The 16,521-nt window shown below is 43.0% G+C and carries 12 protein-coding genes and 1 other RNA gene; 4 read left to right on the top strand and 9 right to left on the bottom strand.

Annotated elements, in window-relative coordinates:
* Positions 1–477 carry a MarR family winged helix-turn-helix transcriptional regulator gene (locus V7R42_RS00395; protein ID WP_012518305.1) on the top strand — a complete coding sequence of 159 codons (477 nt, stop codon included), beginning with the start codon at positions 1–3 and terminating at the stop codon, positions 475–477.
* A 92-nt stretch (positions 478–569) separates the two neighbouring features.
* Here the strand turns inward: V7R42_RS00395 and V7R42_RS00400 are convergent, their stop codons facing one another.
* Entirely contained in the window at positions 570–917 is a 348-nt protein-coding gene (locus tag V7R42_RS00400; RefSeq protein ID WP_334018286.1) for an RnfH family protein, read from the bottom strand.
* Positions 914–1,345 carry a type II toxin-antitoxin system RatA family toxin gene (locus tag V7R42_RS00405; RefSeq protein WP_014949308.1) on the bottom strand — a complete coding sequence of 144 codons (432 nt, stop codon included), beginning with the start codon at positions 1,343–1,345 and terminating at the stop codon, positions 914–916. The genes V7R42_RS00400 and V7R42_RS00405 overlap by 4 nt, the downstream gene beginning before the upstream one ends.
* Before the next feature lie 145 nt (positions 1,346–1,490).
* On the opposite strand from V7R42_RS00405, the gene smpB reads away from it, so the two are divergent.
* On the top strand, positions 1,491–1,970 hold the full coding sequence (smpB, locus tag V7R42_RS00410) for an SsrA-binding protein SmpB (protein ID WP_131092847.1): 480 nt from the start codon (positions 1,491–1,493) through the stop codon (positions 1,968–1,970).
* A gap of 44 nt (positions 1,971–2,014) precedes the next feature.
* Here smpB and V7R42_RS00415 read toward each other — a convergent pair whose 3' ends face one another.
* Complete coding sequence (locus V7R42_RS00415) at positions 2,015–3,238, bottom strand: NADH:flavin oxidoreductase/NADH oxidase family protein (protein WP_334018287.1); 1,224 nt, start codon at positions 3,236–3,238, stop codon at positions 2,015–2,017.
* A gap of 394 nt (positions 3,239–3,632) precedes the next feature.
* Between V7R42_RS00415 and ssrA the strand changes: the two genes are divergently transcribed.
* Both ssrA and V7R42_RS00425 read left to right on the top strand, forming a co-directional pair.
* Positions 3,633–3,991, top strand: a transfer-messenger RNA (tmRNA) gene (ssrA, locus tag V7R42_RS00420).
* A gap of 161 nt (positions 3,992–4,152) precedes the next feature.
* Positions 4,153–5,364 carry an integrase domain-containing protein gene (locus tag V7R42_RS00425; RefSeq protein WP_334018288.1) on the top strand — a complete coding sequence of 404 codons (1,212 nt, stop codon included), beginning with the start codon at positions 4,153–4,155 and terminating at the stop codon, positions 5,362–5,364.
* Positions 5,365–5,415: 51 nt separating this feature from the next.
* Here V7R42_RS00425 and V7R42_RS00430 read toward each other — a convergent pair whose 3' ends face one another.
* The 6 genes from V7R42_RS00430 to V7R42_RS00455 form a co-directional block, all read right to left on the bottom strand.
* Entirely contained in the window at positions 5,416–6,168 is a 753-nt protein-coding gene (locus V7R42_RS00430; RefSeq protein ID WP_334018289.1) for a hypothetical protein, read from the bottom strand.
* Between the two features lie 42 nt (positions 6,169–6,210).
* The gene (locus tag V7R42_RS00435) at positions 6,211–9,156 is read right to left on the bottom strand and encodes a P-loop NTPase fold protein (protein WP_334018290.1); all 2,946 of its coding nucleotides are present in this window, start codon (positions 9,154–9,156) and stop codon (positions 6,211–6,213) included.
* 65 nt (positions 9,157–9,221) lie between these two features.
* Complete coding sequence (locus tag V7R42_RS00440; protein WP_334018291.1) at positions 9,222–12,284, bottom strand: type I restriction endonuclease subunit R; 3,063 nt, start codon at positions 12,282–12,284, stop codon at positions 9,222–9,224.
* Positions 12,284–13,492 carry a restriction endonuclease subunit S gene (locus tag V7R42_RS00445; protein ID WP_334018292.1) on the bottom strand — a complete coding sequence of 403 codons (1,209 nt, stop codon included), beginning with the start codon at positions 13,490–13,492 and terminating at the stop codon, positions 12,284–12,286. The genes V7R42_RS00440 and V7R42_RS00445 overlap by 1 nt, the downstream gene beginning before the upstream one ends.
* On the bottom strand, positions 13,493–14,986 hold the full coding sequence (locus V7R42_RS00450) for a type I restriction-modification system subunit M (protein ID WP_334018935.1): 1,494 nt from the start codon (positions 14,984–14,986) through the stop codon (positions 13,493–13,495). It abuts the gene before it with no gap.
* Between the two features lie 5 nt (positions 14,987–14,991).
* Positions 14,992–16,491: a type I restriction-modification system subunit M gene (locus V7R42_RS00455; RefSeq protein ID WP_334018293.1), complete on the bottom strand. Its 1,500-nt coding sequence runs from the start codon at positions 16,489–16,491 to the stop codon at positions 14,992–14,994.
* Between the last annotated feature and the right edge of the window lie 30 nt (positions 16,492–16,521).

The following is a 16,521-nucleotide window of genomic DNA, read 5'->3' on the forward strand; positions in this document are numbered from 1 at the left end:
ATGCGAAAAGAAGAAGAACTATTAGTGGCACTACGGCGCGTAATACGCGCTGTAGACCTACGCAGCAAGCAGCTAAGTAAACACGTGGGTTTAACAGGGCCACAGCTATTGGTGATGCAAAATATTGAAGAGCGCCCGGGTATAATGGTGCGCGAAATTGCAGAGAATATTAACTTAAGCCCTGCAACCATCACGAATATTCTAGATAGACTAGAATCACGAGACTTAGCTACGCGCATAAGAAGTACGCAAGATAAACGAAAAGTGGGCGTATTCTTAACCGAACGCGGTAAAGAGGCAGTGGTTGACGCACCTCGCCCGCTTCAAGAACACTTTGTCGAGCGTTTTTCACAGCTTAAAGAGTGGGAGCAAAGCCAAATGGTCGCTACCGTTCAGCGAATTGCTAGCATGATGGATGCTGAAGATATTGATGCCTCCCCTTTCCTGGAGTTAGGCAGTATTTCAGAAAAAAGCTAATAGCCTTTGTCTTCTTTAAAAAAAATGGCCTTCACTTGAAGGCCATTTTTGTATCTATCTTTGCCGCTGGTGTAGAAGCGCTCAGCTGACTGCTATGACTTCGCCTTAAGTGGATTTACTTTTCCACCTGTGATTTTGTCAGCGCGCCCTTCCTCTTTCGCTTTCTCAGCACGGCGCTTGCGGATTTCTTTAGGGTCAGCAATAAGCGGGCGGTAAATTTCAATACGATCGCCATCGGTAAGCGCGTCGCGTAGCTTAACCACGCGGCTCCAAATACCCACTTTTGTTGCTTTCAAATCAATCTCGGGAAACTGCTCAAGCACGTTAGACGCGTTTATCCCTTCTTCTACCGTCGCATTTTCATGAATAACAACATCAATGATAGTTTGCTTGGTGGGTAACGCGTAGGCAACCTCAATATTGATGAGCTTCTTACTCATGCGTACACGCTCCGCGCTCGGTCTGTAAACGCTGCAACCATACTGCTGGCTAAACTGTTGAACACTTTACCAAAAGCCATTTCAGCTAGCTTATTGCTGAATTCAAACTCTAGGTTTAATTCAATTTTACAGGCTTCTTCTGATAACGCTGAAAATGTCCAGCCACCGGTAAGCGAGCGAAACGGGCCGTCGACCAATTGCATTTGGATACTTTTACCTGGCTCTAACACATTGTGTGTTGTAAACCATTGCTTGATACCTGCTTTTGCAACTAACAAAGACGCTTTCATGCTTTGCGCTGAAGTGTCGAGAATTTTGCTATCGGTACAGCCTGGCAAAAACTCAGGGTAGGAAGCTACATCGTTGACTAAGTTAAACATGGCTTCTGCGCTATGAGCTACAAGCGCGCTTCTATGAATACTCGGCATTGATTCCACTATAATTAAAACTCTTAGCAGCATTGTATCACAGAAAATTTGGTTCGCTCGTATTCGGTTTTGAACCAAATGCCCCAATATAAGATAACAATGACAACTAAAGACATTCCTTTGAACAATCAGTATAATAGCCAGCATGAAAAAGAATAAAGCCAACAAAAACACCACAGGAAATATCGCGCAGAATAAAAAAGCGCGTCACGACTATTTCCTAGAAGACAAGTTCGAAGCCGGACTTGAGCTTCAAGGGTGGGAAATTAAAAGTATTCGTGCCGGTAAAGTGAACATTACCGACGCGTACATTATTATCCAGAATGCCGAAGCGTATTTGGTAGGGTGTAGAATTAGTCCGCTGAATCAAGCCTCTACCCACGTTGTCGCAGCCCCAGAGCGTGCTCGCAAATTATTGCTGAACAAACGTGAAATTGATCGCTTAATGGGTGCACGAGACCGCCAAGGTTATTCAATCGTTGCCACGTCTATGTATTGGAAAAAGTGTTGGGTGAAATTAGAAATTCACTTAGCTAAAGGTAAGCATGCTCACGACAAGCGTGACACCATTAAAGACAAAGATTGGCAACGCCAAAAAGAAAGAATGATGAAACACAGCGTTTAACGCTGTGTTTTTATTTGGACTGCCGAAAAAGAAGTGTAATGGATTTAACCTACGTCTCGTTTCGTCATTTTCTTGCGATGTAGCATATCAAGAATCAGACTCCACAGCGGTGACGGGTTTCTTAAGGTGGTTAGATTATTCCCAAGGCGTCTAAGTTGTCTTCGCACCATGGCCATATTCGCAAGGCTTGCAAGCGATTTGTCTTTCCAAGAGCAGTGTGGAATTATGCCCGAATACGCCCATTCTTGTTGCCACTTTTTAGCTAAGTCGGGCGTAATAGCAAGGGCGCTGGCTAATCCCACAAGGGCGCAGCCCTGCTCAATCACTTCCTCTGCTATCTCGGCTCTTTTTATACCGCCAGTTGTCATAAGCGGAATATCAGTTTTACTTACCAGTGCTTGCGCAAATTCTAAGAAGTACGCTTCTCTGGCCAGTGTGGTGTCGTCACGGGTTTGCCCTTGCATGGCGGGCGCTTCATAACTGCCGCCAGACAACTCTACAACATCAACACCCAAGGCTTCTAAGCGATTTACTACCTCACAGGCATCATCAAAAGAAAAGCCATTTTTCTGAAAATCTGCAGAGTTAAGCTTTACCATAACGATAAAGTCTTTAGCGCAAACCGCTCGAACCTGACTAACGATATTTATCAGCAAGCGTGCGCGATTGATAATAGAACCGCCCCACTCGTCTTGGCGCTGATTAGTAAGCGGAGATAAAAACTGCGTAAGCAAATAACCGTGGGCGGCGTGAATTTCGACGCCATCAAACCCTGCTTTTTCAGCTTGCTTGGCGGTTTGAACAAAGCGCTTGCACACGTCATGAATGTCTTGACAGGTCATTTCTCGTGGTTGAGCAAACAGCTTGGAGTGTTTACCCATATCGAGCGGTACAGCAGAAGGCGCAATAGCTTTGCCTTTCATCGCTTTGAACACCTGTCGACCAGGGTGATTAATCTGCATTATGGCTAAAGCGCCATTCGACTTAATGATTTTTGCCCACTTTTGAAAAGGCGCAATGTCGGTATCTTTTTCTAGTGCAACGCCACCTGGTCCTGTCATGGCACCTTTATCGACCATAACATTTCCCGTGATCACCATGCCTAAATTGCCATGGGCCCAATATCGATAAAGTGAATACAAAGATTCACCAGGAATATTTCCCATACTCGACATATTTTCTTCCATAGCAGCTTTAACAAGACGGTTTCGCGCTGTTATGCCACACGGCAAGGTATACGGAGAATACAATATTGAATCTGAAGACATTTACACTACACGCCCTTTAATTATGCTGACGTACTTTAATGGTTCTTGTTACTAATTGCATCATTACATCAGCACTATTTCCTTAAAAATTCGCTAAAGTAATCAAATAAAAAGTGCTAATTTAGTTTATAAATTGCGTTTCTTGCACAGCCCTTGTGCGCCCGGCACTTGAATTTTAACCAAGCATCCACATATCTATTGAAGTTCAATAATACTCATTGTTTGTGCGCTACGGCTCGTAGCGTAGCTTGAACAGAAGGACAAACAGGTAAGCTTTTGAAAAGCTAGATGTTATTTTTGGTGATTTTATAGCCAAACCCTTAAAATTTATAGTAATTTTTAAAAGAATGTATTTCACCATGTAACAATTGTGCTATTATTGAAAATCACACTCGGGGCTGATTAGGATTCGACAGGATCTAGGAAGCCGGAGGTGCATGCAGAGGAGCGGTTTGCCTCTTAAAAAGCCGCATTTAAATAGTCGCAAACGACGAAACATACGCACTAGCCGCTTAATAACCGGCATAGGCCCTTCCACCCTAGTCTTTTCCTGCTAGCGGGGATTCGGAAGGTCATCCAAGTAGGATAGCGAGGGAACCTTGTCTAAGGGTGAACCGCGAAACAGTATTAGGCCAGCTGCAAGGAAATCCTGTTTGTCGGAGTTCCAAGCAGTTAAATAAATGACAAACTAAGCATGTAGTACCAAAGGTAGACATTTTCTGGACGCGGGTTCAAATCCCGCCAGCTCCACCACTTTCAAATATTAAGACGTCCCAGGACGTCTTTTTTATTACTTAAATTCAGCAACTTAGCACCGCTTCAGTCCCGTAACGTCCGAGGACATATTGTAAATTCCACGCTTTTTAGTAACACTATTAGTAACACAAAATCATGTGTACGGAGACAGTGTTACAATGGCTAGAACCACCCGCCCCTTAAGTGATACAGAAATAAAAAAGGCACGACCAAAAGACAAAGAATACAACCTTGCCGATGGCGGTGGTTTACAGTTACGAGTGCGCCCCAGCGGCGCTAAACTATGGTTATTCAATTACTCTCGCCCTTACACAAAGAAGCGCGCTAATTTAAGCCTAGGCAGCTATCCCGAAGTAACGCTTGCTGATGCCAGAAAAGAAGCAGCACTAGCACGTGAGTTACTCGCCAAAGACATTGATCCCCAAGAGCATAGAGCCGAATCTATCATGTCAGAGAAGGCAGAGCTTGAAAACACTTTTGAGTCAGTTGCTTCTAAATGGATGGAAGTTAAAAGAACGCAAGTAACACAAGACTACGGTGACGATATTTGGCGCTCGCTTGAAAACCACTTGTTCAAGGAATTAGGTAAGCGCCCTATTCGAAAACTTAAAGCTCCAATGGTAATAGAAGTATTGGCACCCATTGCAGCTAAAGGTAACTTAGAAACAATCAAGCGTTTGTGCCAACGGGTTAATGAAATCATGACCTATGCGACGAATGTAGGGTTTATTGATGCCAACCCGCTGGCGGGCATAAAAGAAGCGTTCAGCTCACCTAAGAAAAAACACATGCTTACGCTTAAACCAGAAGAGCTTCCCGAGCTAATGAAAGCTATACATTCAGCGAGCATTAAAAAAGTAACACGCTACTTGATTGAATGGCAGTTGCACACGATGGTACGACCTTCAGAAGCTGCAGGTGCCCGTTGGGAAGAAATTGATTGGAAGGAAAAGCTTTGGAATATACCTGGTGAACGAATGAAGAAAAAGAAACCTCATTCAGTGCCGCTTTCGTCGCAAATGCTTACCCTGTTGGAGGATATCAAGCCGATTAGCGGTTCACTTGAATATATCTTCCCTGCAGACAGAGATAGAAGAAAACATACCAATGCCCAAACCGCTAACTCTGCTCTCAAGAGAATGGGATTTGAAAAACGGCTGGTTTCCCACGGAATGAGAGCATTAGCCAGCACCACATTGAATGAAAATGATTTTAATTATGATGTAGTAGAAGCTGCACTCGCCCACTCTGACTCGAATGAAGTACGCGCTGCCTACAACCGGGCAGAGTACCTCCAGCAAAGGCGAGAAATGATGCAGTGGTGGAGTGATCATATTGATGAGGCGAAAATAAATGGTTTTTGTAAATAGAGTATACTAGCAAGACTGCCTATTTTGGATGCATGTTTAGCCTGTGAATTTTTAACGAAATGGACGCAAGTCCATATTTTCCAAGTCCCATTGTCTAATATGTGAATACATTCCAGGCACTCCCGGACGAAGGCCAGCAGTAGCCATGTTAAGGTTCTCTTTTTTGTATAAATCAGACGCCAAGTCGTGACAGTGCTTAATCATCTTCGTCGAGAGATGCTCTGCTCCTCCTTTGTCATTACCGTAGATAATAGTGACGTTCTCTGGTAGGAAGTAATCACCGAATATCGGTTTTTCTCTACTATTAAAGGCTCGATGTTCTCCTAAATCTGAATCCACAATTAGACCGACTTTTCCTGCATAATCTACTGGATGCTCTTGGATGGCAGTGAGTACGTGATACCACCCCATGTTTTCTGGCTTTTCTACAACATTCCATAGCTCTAGTAGCAAAATAACAGCAGCACGGCATCGAGCCACTCCATGCTCATGCCGCTCTGGAATTACATGGTAAGCGGCAGTGATTGATACGGTTGAACCATTTAGTCTATGAGTATTGGTATCTACAGCAATGAGATGGTCATAAGCCAGTAGCTGGTGATTAGTGCTAAACCAGGTTTTTTCGTTGGGGCTAGTGCTGGCATGAAGCATCTTAGGTGATTTTTTATTCTCGCGTTCTCTTGAGAATTCGAGCCTAGCCTTTCCAATTAACGGATAATCATTGTCATCTTTAATACCGACAACCGTTTGAGAGTCAAAATCTAAAGCCAAGCCATCAAACTCAAAATAGTTCTGCGGATCCATATGTATGGAAATTGTCCGGCTTTTACGTTTATTTTTTGTCATCTAACTATCCTTGTCAGAGTCGAGTTTCTTTTGGTTAAGTTCTGAATGTTCGTTTACAAGTTCATCTAAAACGCTAAATACTGACTCTAAATCATCAGAGTATGTTGCGCTATAATTTGGAGTGATGACCTGTCGGTCACCGTTTCTTTTTGCAAACTCTTTTACAACGCCTTTGTTTTTGCGCCAATAATTAACCAAAAAGTCAGTGCTAAACCCACCTGGAATTTCATTTTTTAGCGGAACGTATTTATTTTCCCCGCCATAAGAAAAGAATGAATTGCTTAGATGAGATAAACAGTGGTCTAAAAAGTATTGAACATTCTTCTCTTCCACGTCAGGAGCAAAGCAGAAATTAAAGACGTAATTGTTAATAACATCGGAGATGCCATTATTGTCTTTCTCTCCATCAAAATCGTAATAGCCAAAACCAATACCAGAACCATCTGGCTGCTTTGTATTTGCCAATTGATACATTACAAACGAGATAATTAAACTTTTCTCACGGTGAATCAGCTCATCTGCGTTTTCAATTTCATTCTCTTTTAAAAACTTTCCTTTTAGGTCATCGAATGTAAGCTTCGCGACTTCTTCATAAAAATTCACTTTTTGCTCAATGATTTCTGTCTGAAACTTCTTTGCTATTACCTGAGAAAGCTTCCTCATTTCTAAAATGGTTAAACCTTTAACAACGCCGGTGGTTCTAGCGGTTTTGTCTTGGTTATATATCAATGCTTTCGAAATTTCATACAGCTGACCAGCTCTATCGCCACAACACGTCAGTCTAAATAAAACCAAATCGTACCAACCTATTACACCTCTTACTTTTTCACTAAGCCTGTCAATTAAGCTGTTTTTTTCGTATGTTTTTTCACCGAATATTCGCCAAGCAATCTCTTCAACATTTTCTTCAGAATTGTTCCTTTTATTAGAGTCAGATGAGATCCAACCAACTCTGTCCAAGATTCGAATTAGTGTATATACAGCCCTGATTCTAAGGGGCCTATCATTTAGCGATATCGATGGGTATTCAGGTAAGTGATCTATCAGATAGTCTATAACCTCATCTACTTGCCTCTTTTCTAGTTCGAAACAATTGTTTGTAACTACTCTCCAAAATTTGTCGTGAGAGTCCACAGAGTTAAATTCGGCGCTACTAAGTATGCTTGCTATTGATTCTCCGCCTTTAAGCTTCTCAAAATTCCTCTTATAAAAAACGTAGGTTTCCTGAGGTTCTGGCTTTGTGAAGCGAACAATTAAATCAAGGTACCTTTCTAAATTACGATCGTAATCTGAATTAAAGCATGCCCTTGAACGTCTTGTTTCGACATCAATATTGGAAGGACTGCCATGCTCCAACCTATTTACATCAAACAACTCCTGCACTAAGAAATAAGCGGAAGGAAGATGTTCTTCAAGACTGGTCAAATAATTTTCGAAATCCTCATGATTTATAAAGCTATCATTCTTTACTGAATCACTTCTTAAACTAAATAACCCTCGATTCCCTGACGTTTCCTCAGAATAAATCTTTCTGAACACACCCGGGTAATTAAGATGTAACAGAACTAAATTGATTAAATCACCGGGGTCAAAGTCGGTTTCGGCTAGCCTCGTTCTTTCAAGGCGCATTGAAACCATCGCGTTAATAATGCGCTTCACTTTTCTCAAATTGCCAACCAATGGCAGATATTGAGGCGCCATATCACCCGATAATAGTGAGGCAAGCTTTGAAAGAAGTTCGCCTAATTTCTCAAGTACTTCTGCTGGCACAAATGTTAATTGACTAGATTCACTCTGCCACCCATTTTTTAAGAACTCAACTAATGCTGCGGAGTTGACGAATAAGCTGGTTTTTATGGTGACAAACTTTTCTAAGAACTCCCTCGAATTTACGATATTGCTATCTTCACCTACCAGTAATTCTGTATCGTAGCTAAGCACGTATGATGCGTTCGCCAGCTTAAGAGTTCTTCTTGTTGCAAATAAAACATTGTTAATTGCTTTAGCATCAAGACGGTCTAAATCGTCAATCACTATTATTAGTCTTCTATCAATCCTCTCGAGGACTGCATCGATATCTGCAATCAAATCCTCAACTTTCTCGCTTCCCGGTTGAAATGTTAATTTGATACCGAAAAAAGAAAGCTCAGCTTTTCCTTTAAGGAGTTTCGAGTATCTATTAGCTACTCTCTGAAATTCGGGCGCAAAAACTGATTGCTGAATTTCCATTGTCACTTCGCTAATAAGCCTATCTGTTAAGTCCTCTTCATTGGCATATCGCAAGGGCTCAAAACGTACAACAATAAACTCTTCTTTTTCTTTCCATAATTGTGTTGCTATGTTGATGAAACTTGTCTTACCTACTCCCCATGGTCCATCAACGCCAAATACAAGCCCGGAAACTTTTCCAGCCTCAATAACACTCTCAGCGAATGCCTTTGCATGCTCAGCCACATCCAATACATCCTGCTCTTCGGTACTTACTTCCTCATCAATAGCGAGAGGCGTATCTTTTCGTGCACTGTTCTCTCTTCTTCCCTTCCTCAAAACTACGGGCGTCATTGCTGTCAAAACCATCGATATTCCGAGCAAAACCCAAATTTTATCAACCGTTTCTATAAATTGATAAATAGGCTTAACGAAACTCGAAAGGTTAACTCCTATAAGAGTGCCAATTGCCAAAAATATCAAAAGGTCAAAACGCTTACTCTGTAACAGTAAAAATGAATCTCTTATTGCACCACGCCTTACTGAATATGCAAATGGGATCACAAGCAAAATAGAAATTACAAGTAAGACAAGAGTGGGGTTAAGCGAAGTAACAAAGGGGATGAGGCTTACCCCTGACGAATAACCGATCCTCAACGCTAAAAAGATGAGTAGACCACTAATAACTGTTTTTAAGAGTATGATTAGCTCAGGTGGCTCGGCTGACTTATGACTCATGTTATACATCCCTGTTTTGTTCTATCGCTTTTGAAAGATTAAAAAAACTTCGCGTCATTAGATTCTTAATAATGCTCTTCTATATATCCGTATGCTTTATTAAACAGCTCTTTATCTCTACCCAAACCAAATTGAGCAAGGGTTAACATTAGCGCCTTCTGTATTTCCCTGGGTCCACTATTAGAGTTTTGCCAGCCTTCGAACCGTGTCGCTTTTACGATTTTATCGATTTGCCCTACCACATCACCGATTAGCTTTGGTGTTGTTTCGGGGCGCGTTTCTGAGAATAGTTTTGTTAATGCCTGTTTGTTATCTTCTTCCGTGACAACCTTTTCACCGGTCTCACGCTCTGCTTGCACTGTGTCCTTAGCAGTGTCCAAAAGGCCTTTTAACCAATCTATTGCTTTGATTACGCCAGATTCATAATCTTGTCGAAGTTTTTCGAGTCGTTCGCCAAGTTCTACGAATTTAGGATCGTCACTGCCTCGTAAACGGCCCATCAGATCGATTTCAATTCGCTTAGCTCTTTGCTCTTGTTCCTTCTCAGTCAGTGTGAAAATGGCATGTTCGTCCATGACAAGCTCATCGATATCATCCCGAATACAGTTAATATCTGTGTGCTCATGGATCATTTTAACGGTTTCAGGACCCAGCGCAGCCCACACTAAAGCTCCTGTTTGTCCAACCGGGCGCACTGACTCATAAACCTGGGCAAGCCATTTATAATCTTTTCGATAAGGGTTTAAGAAAACATCAGGACTAATTGCAGACCAGAGCTTTGAAAGAACCCCAAAACTTTGAGCGAATTCATCACGTTTTTCATTGGTGGGTAAGCATTCTTGTGCAGCCATTATTCCTTCAAACCCTTCTAAGGTTCGATCAACATTTGGGAAGAAAGCTAAACACCTTTCAAGCTGGCTCGGTAAAAGTTCTTTAAAGGCTTCGATGCCTTCCACAACACCATCTATTTCATCAGGGTTGTACGCCAATGCTGTCCGTAAGTTTTCAAAGACACCCAGGTAATCAATGATAAGGCCCATATCTTTTCTGGTTTCATTAGTCTCATATAAACGGTTCGTTCTGCACATTGCTTGCAAAAGCGTATGATCACGAAGGGGCTTATCTAGATACATGCAATAACATATTGGCGCATCAAAACCGGTTAGTAATTTCGCAGTAACAATAATCAACTGAAGTGGATGCTTTGGATCCTTGTAACTTTCGATAAGATTTTTCTGAGTTTGCTCTTCGGCATCAATGTGCTGCCATCTTTCAAAGTCACTTTGCTTGACTGGCAACTCTAATTCATCATGCCACTTTCGCCAGTCCTTATTTACCTTATCCTTTTTGTCACCTTCAAGCGCTTTTACAGGCGCCTGGTCGACGTTCATCACCACTTCAACGGCATCAAAGCCGAGCTTTTCACCCAGCAAGTAGTACATCTGCACGCAGGCATCGCGGTCGTACACCACCACCATGCCTTTCATCTTTTTCGGCTTTACGTGGCTGGTAAAATGTTCAGCAATATCATTGCTGACGGCGGCCATGCGTTTAGGTGCTTTAAGCATTAGGGCTAGCTTACCTGCGCGCTTTGAAAGTGCCGCTTTTTCCTCATCGTCGAGACGATTTTCCCTGACTAATTCTTCAAACTCTCTGTCGATAGCTTCGCGATCGACTCGAAGCTCTGCCAATCGAGGCTCAAACTTTACAGGGTTTGTGGCACCGTCGCGAATCGACTGCTTATAGCTGTAGCGGTTCATATAGCGGCCGGGATCTTCTTCTGCCCCAAACAGCTTAAATGTATTTCGATCTATTCCTGAAATAGGTGTACCGGTTAGGCCATAGAAATGCGCGTTTGGTAACGCCCAGCGCATTTTCTCGCCTAAGCCTCCTTCTTGAGTGCGGTGCGCTTCATCAACCAAAACAATGATATTTTCCCGGCTGTTTAATCCTTCTGGATTGGTTTCATCGATTTCCACATCTTTAAATTTAAAGATAGTTGTAATCAAAATACCGCGGCTGTCTTGTTCAATATGCTCACCTAGCTTTCGACAACTCTGTACCTTAATTAGGTTTTTGACGTCTGCCCCGCCAAATGTTTCGTTTATCTGGCTATCCAGGTCTCTCCGGTCAACAACTACCAAAACTGTGGGGTTCTTGAGCTCATTATCCGCACGAAGCATCTTTGCAGCATAGAGCATCAATAGGGATTTACCCGAGCCCTGGAAATGCCATATCAAGCCTTTTTTCGGGTAGCCTTTGCGGACACGATCAACAATCTGCTTGGCCGCTTCAAACTGTGGGTAACGGGGCAGAATTTTAATGCGCTTGGGTGGCGTGTTTTTACCGGTTTTAATCGTTGAAAACAGCGCGAAAGATTCCAGCAACTGCAATAAGGTTTGCGGGTTTAACAAGCCATCACAGCTGTCCAGCACCGATGCCAAGCCGGGCAAAATGTCATCGCGCAGGTCGGTATTGTGCCATGGACCCCAATCTTTTACCCGGGCATTGATGGCGCCATAAGCAAAAGTTTTACCTTCACTAGCAAAACAGAGCAGGTTGGGCACAAAATAGGGTTCAACGTTCTTCCAGTAGTGCTTTTTACCGCCCATAAAATCGGCGGCGCCGTCTTGCCAGGTCACACTCGGGCGGGTAGCGGTTTTCACTTCGCCCACCACCAAAGGAATACCATTCACATAGAGCACAATATCAAAATAGACTTCGGTGGCCGCGATATAGTGCACCTGTTGTGATACCACAAAGTGGTTGTTTTCGAGTTTGTCGAAATCAATCAGGTTGATGGTGATGTGGTCGCCATTCTCACCAAAGGGTAAGGTCTTTTCGGCCATTAACCACTCGTGAAAATTTTCATTGGCTTTTACCAAGCCGGTATGACGCGCTTCCAGCACCACACCACGCAGCTTGTAAATCACTTCATCGGCGTAATCCGGCTGCTTGGCGATATCAGGGTTTAACGAACACAACGCATCTTTCAGCCACTCATCAACGAAGATATCCTGCGCTTGTTTGGGCAGGTTCTCACCGTGGCAGTAAGTCCACTTTACGCCGCTTAAGCCTTTTAAGCGGTCAATAATTCCATTTTCTGTGACGGTTTGTTCGTTAAACATTAAGCTACCTGTTCAAAATATTTTGATTTGATACTTTCCATTAACTGAAGCATTCTCTGATGATGTTTTTTGGCTACATTCAACTCATTGTCAAACTCGCGAAGCACTTTCTCGATTTCTTTCACCCTCTTTAATGACGGGACCAAAATAGGCATACTTTTTAAACTGCCTGGGTTGATATTTGCTTGGCTAACACCAGGTGTAGCAAAAGCCTTTAGCCGGTATTGAATTAGGGGAAGGTTTAAGTATTGAGTTAAATAATAAGGAGTAAGCTTCTTCTCATTTGCCACCAAACGGATTAAATATGAAGCAAACAGATAGTCTCCATCTAGTTCAAATATTCCTGTCCTTCCAACCCATTCCATACTGTTGGTTCTATTAAAGACAATATCGCCATAATTTAGAGTGTACTTGTCTGCCTCTTCCTTGGACCAGTCGAGATACTTCAAATCATTAGGGTCTACGTAACCATTAGTAATATTCATCATTCTAAGTACTGGGTAACTACCATGAGCTTCCAGGGATTCCGACAGCCCATATTGAGTATCATTGAGAACATCTCCCACAGTTAACAACTTCCATCCTTCAGGTATAGAAGCCCGATCTTGACCAAATAATTCTCTGTACCAATTTCCCTCAAGCATTAAGGCGTATGCTGCAGCTGTCTTGGTTTCTAAAAGTTGTTTGACTATAGATTCTGATGATGTCAGTGCTCTTTCCGCTCTTTTTAATAAAGTTAACAGTCTTGGCTGTTGCTCTAAGTTCGGGAATAAAAATTTTTGTTCAGCTAAAACCTTCCATTTTATCGTAGGAGATAGTGAGCCCTCTGAAATAGCTACAGCCCTATTCATAAACACATCCGACTGTATAAAAAATGGAAGAAGTTCAGACATTACACTTTTTTGATTCGCCTCAAGTACCATAGCATGTGCAGAGCAAATACAATCCCAGTCTGCCACGGCCACTTTGCGCTGATATGCGCGTCGCTTGCCAAAAATAATTTGTCCTTTCTTAACCAGAAGTTTTTGACCTTCAACATCGCTTGGAACCCCATGGCGCTTTATTTTCAAGCTGTCTGGGTCCAAATGCTCCAGCCCGACATAGATTTCAAGTTCGGTCTCACTGGGCTCAACACGTTTGGAGATATGTTTGGCGATATCGCCAAACTTAACGATTTGCCAGCCCTCAGGTAATTGTTGCTCAGTCATTTACTGCTCCACCTTGCTAACTTCAGTCTCTAATCCCAAGTCAGCAAGGCTTTGGAATAATTTATTTGTTTGTTTCTGTAATTGCACCCGGCTAACCTTCCATGCCTCGATAGCATGTTCAATATCGTGAACTTCACCATTGATTTGTGCCTGTACATACAGCGGAATCGACAGGTTGTAGAGGTTCTCTTTGATGGTTTCTATATCGACTAAGGCGGTGATGTCGCTTTGTTTTTCGGGCTCGAAGTAAGCCTCGCATAACACGGATAAATCCTCATCCGATAAGCGGCTGTGGGCGCGTTCGCGGGTAACGTGTTCCACGCCATTGATAAACAGCACTTTGTTTTTACGCTCGGCGGATTTATTGCAATTGAGCACCACCACGCAGGATTCCATCGGCGAGTTGTAAAACAGGTTTGGTCCAAGACCAATCACCGCTTCGATAATGCCTGACTCAATCACTTGTTTACGGATGCTTTGCTCGGAATCACGGAACAGAACGCCATGTGGCCAGAGCATGGCGGCACGGCCAGTGTCTGGTTTTAAACTTTTGATGATATGAGTGTAAAACGCATAGTCGGCGCAGCCCTGCGGCGGAACGCCGTAGAGGTTTCGTCCGTAAGGGTCAGCTGCAAACTTATCACGGTTCCATTTTTTAATCGAATACGGCGGGTTTGCGAATATCACATCAAACTGCTTGAGCTGGTCGTTTTCAATAAACTTGGGTTCCGCCAAGGTGTCGCCGCGCATCACATCGAATTCTTCAATGTCGTGCAGGAACATATTCATTCGAGCTATCGCCGAAGTGAGCAGGTTTACTTCTTGGCCATAGAGATGCACTGATCTCCATTCTTTGCCCTGAGAGCGTAAATCCATTACTGCATTGAGTAACATGCCACCGGTGCCACAGGTTGGATCATAAGCCGTTTCACCGGGTTTTAATCCCATAATGCGCGTCATTAGATGCACGACTGTACGGTTCGTATAAAACTCGGCGGCGGTGTGCCCAGAGTCGTCGGCGAATTTTTTGATTAGGTATTCGTAAGCCTCACCCAAGTCATCCTGCGCAACCGATTTAATCCCCAGCGGGATTTTACTGAAATGTTCAATCAGATCGGATAGCAGGTGATCGGGTAACCGCTCTTTGTTGGTCCACTGGGCGTCACCAAACACGCCATGTAAACGCGGATTATTGGCTTCAATTAAACGCAGCGCGTTTTGAATGGCTTCGCCAATGTTTTTGCTGGTATGGCGCACCTTTTCCCAGCGTGCTTCCTGTGGGATATCAAAACGGTGAAACATGGGCATGCCAGCGTATTCTGCATCACCTTCATGGACCTCCAAGGCCTCTGTGTATTCTTCCAAATACACATCCGACAGACGCTTATAAAACAATAGTGGAAAAATGTACTGCTTATAGTCTGAAGCATCAATTTGGCCTCGCAAGAATTCAGCTGCGCCCCAGAGTAAATCTTCTAACTTTTTCTTATTCATTGTACTCACAATTCAAACCCTTCTTTTCTCAGCAGAGCTTCCAATTCATCTTCTGCTTTTTCCAGCGCAGTAAGCTTGCTATGAAAATCAGCCAATGCCTCTTCAACGGTTATGGTTTCTTCCTCGAGGGGCTTTTGAACATATCGAGCAATATTAAGGTTGTAGTCGTTTTCTTCTATTTCACTCAATTGCACCCAGCGCGCAACACCTTCAACTTCATTTGCTACAGGACCTTCGGATTCTTGATGTTGATAGATTTTATAAATCTCGTCCGCTTGGTCATTTGAAAGGGTATTCTGCGCACGTCCCTTGGTGAAAATTTCTTCCGCATTGATGATAAGTACATGATCTTGATGTCTGGCGGGACGCGATTTGCGTAACATCAAAATACAGGCTGGAATACCTGTGCCATAAAATAGGTTTGCGGCTACACCGATGATTGCTTCGATGCGGTTTTCTTTTAAAAGCTGTTCACGGATCTTGCCTTCTGCACCGCCCCTAAATAAAACGCCATGAGGCAGGACTACAGCCATGCGGCCTTTATCATTTAATGAGGCGAACATATGTTGCACCCAGGCAAAGTCACCGTTTGTTTTAGGAGCTAAACCATATTGCTTTCGTCCATAAGGGTCGTTAGCCCAAAGATCATAACCCCATTCTTTTAAGCTAAACGGCGGGTTTGCGATTACACAATCAAATGTTTCGAGACGGTCGTTTTGAATAAACTTGGGCTCTCGCAGCGTATCGCCGCGTACTATCTCAAAATCTTCTTGTCCGTGAAGGAACAGATTCATTCGAGCAATAGCTTCGGTAGTGAGGTTCTTTTCCTGGCCTTTAATTTTCAGTAAGCGCGGATCGCCACCATTTTCTTTAACGTGATGGATAGTTTCGAGCAACATACCGCCGGTACCACATGCAGGATCGTAAACGCTCTCTCCTGCTTTAGGGTCCAAAATATTTACCATCAATCTAACGATAGTACGTGGTGTATAGAACTCACCCGCTTTTTTATTGACTTTATCAGCGAAGCGCTTAATCAAGTATTCATAAGCCCGGCCCATGTCATCATCACGAACACTGGAGATGCCAAGATTTACTTTATTGAAATGATTGAGAAGTGTTGATAGAAGCTCATCAGAGAGCCTTTCTTTATTGGTCCAACTTGCATCACCGAAAATACCGTGCAATTGAGGATTAGCTAACTCTATCCCCCTGAAAGCATCCTTCAATCCCTGTCCTATGTCTTTTGTATTGGCAAAGACTTGCTTCCAGTGAAATGAGACTGGTATTTGAATCCGGTGAAACATATCTGCTCGGGCAAGCTCTGCATCACCCACCTGTTTCATTGCTTCTTCAAATTCTTCGTCGTATACATCACATATACGTTTAAAAAAGAGGATCGGGAAAATATAGGTTTTATAGTCTGAAGCATCGATGGGGCCTGTTATTATGTGGGCTGCGTGCCATAGGTGTGCTTCTAAATCTTTTAGTTTTATTAATGTCATTTAAACTTACTTTTAGGATAAAACATGAAA

The sequence above is a fragment of the Alteromonas sp. S015 genome (assembly GCF_036864485.1).
In the GTDB taxonomy this organism is placed as follows: domain Bacteria; phylum Pseudomonadota; class Gammaproteobacteria; order Enterobacterales; family Alteromonadaceae; genus Alteromonas.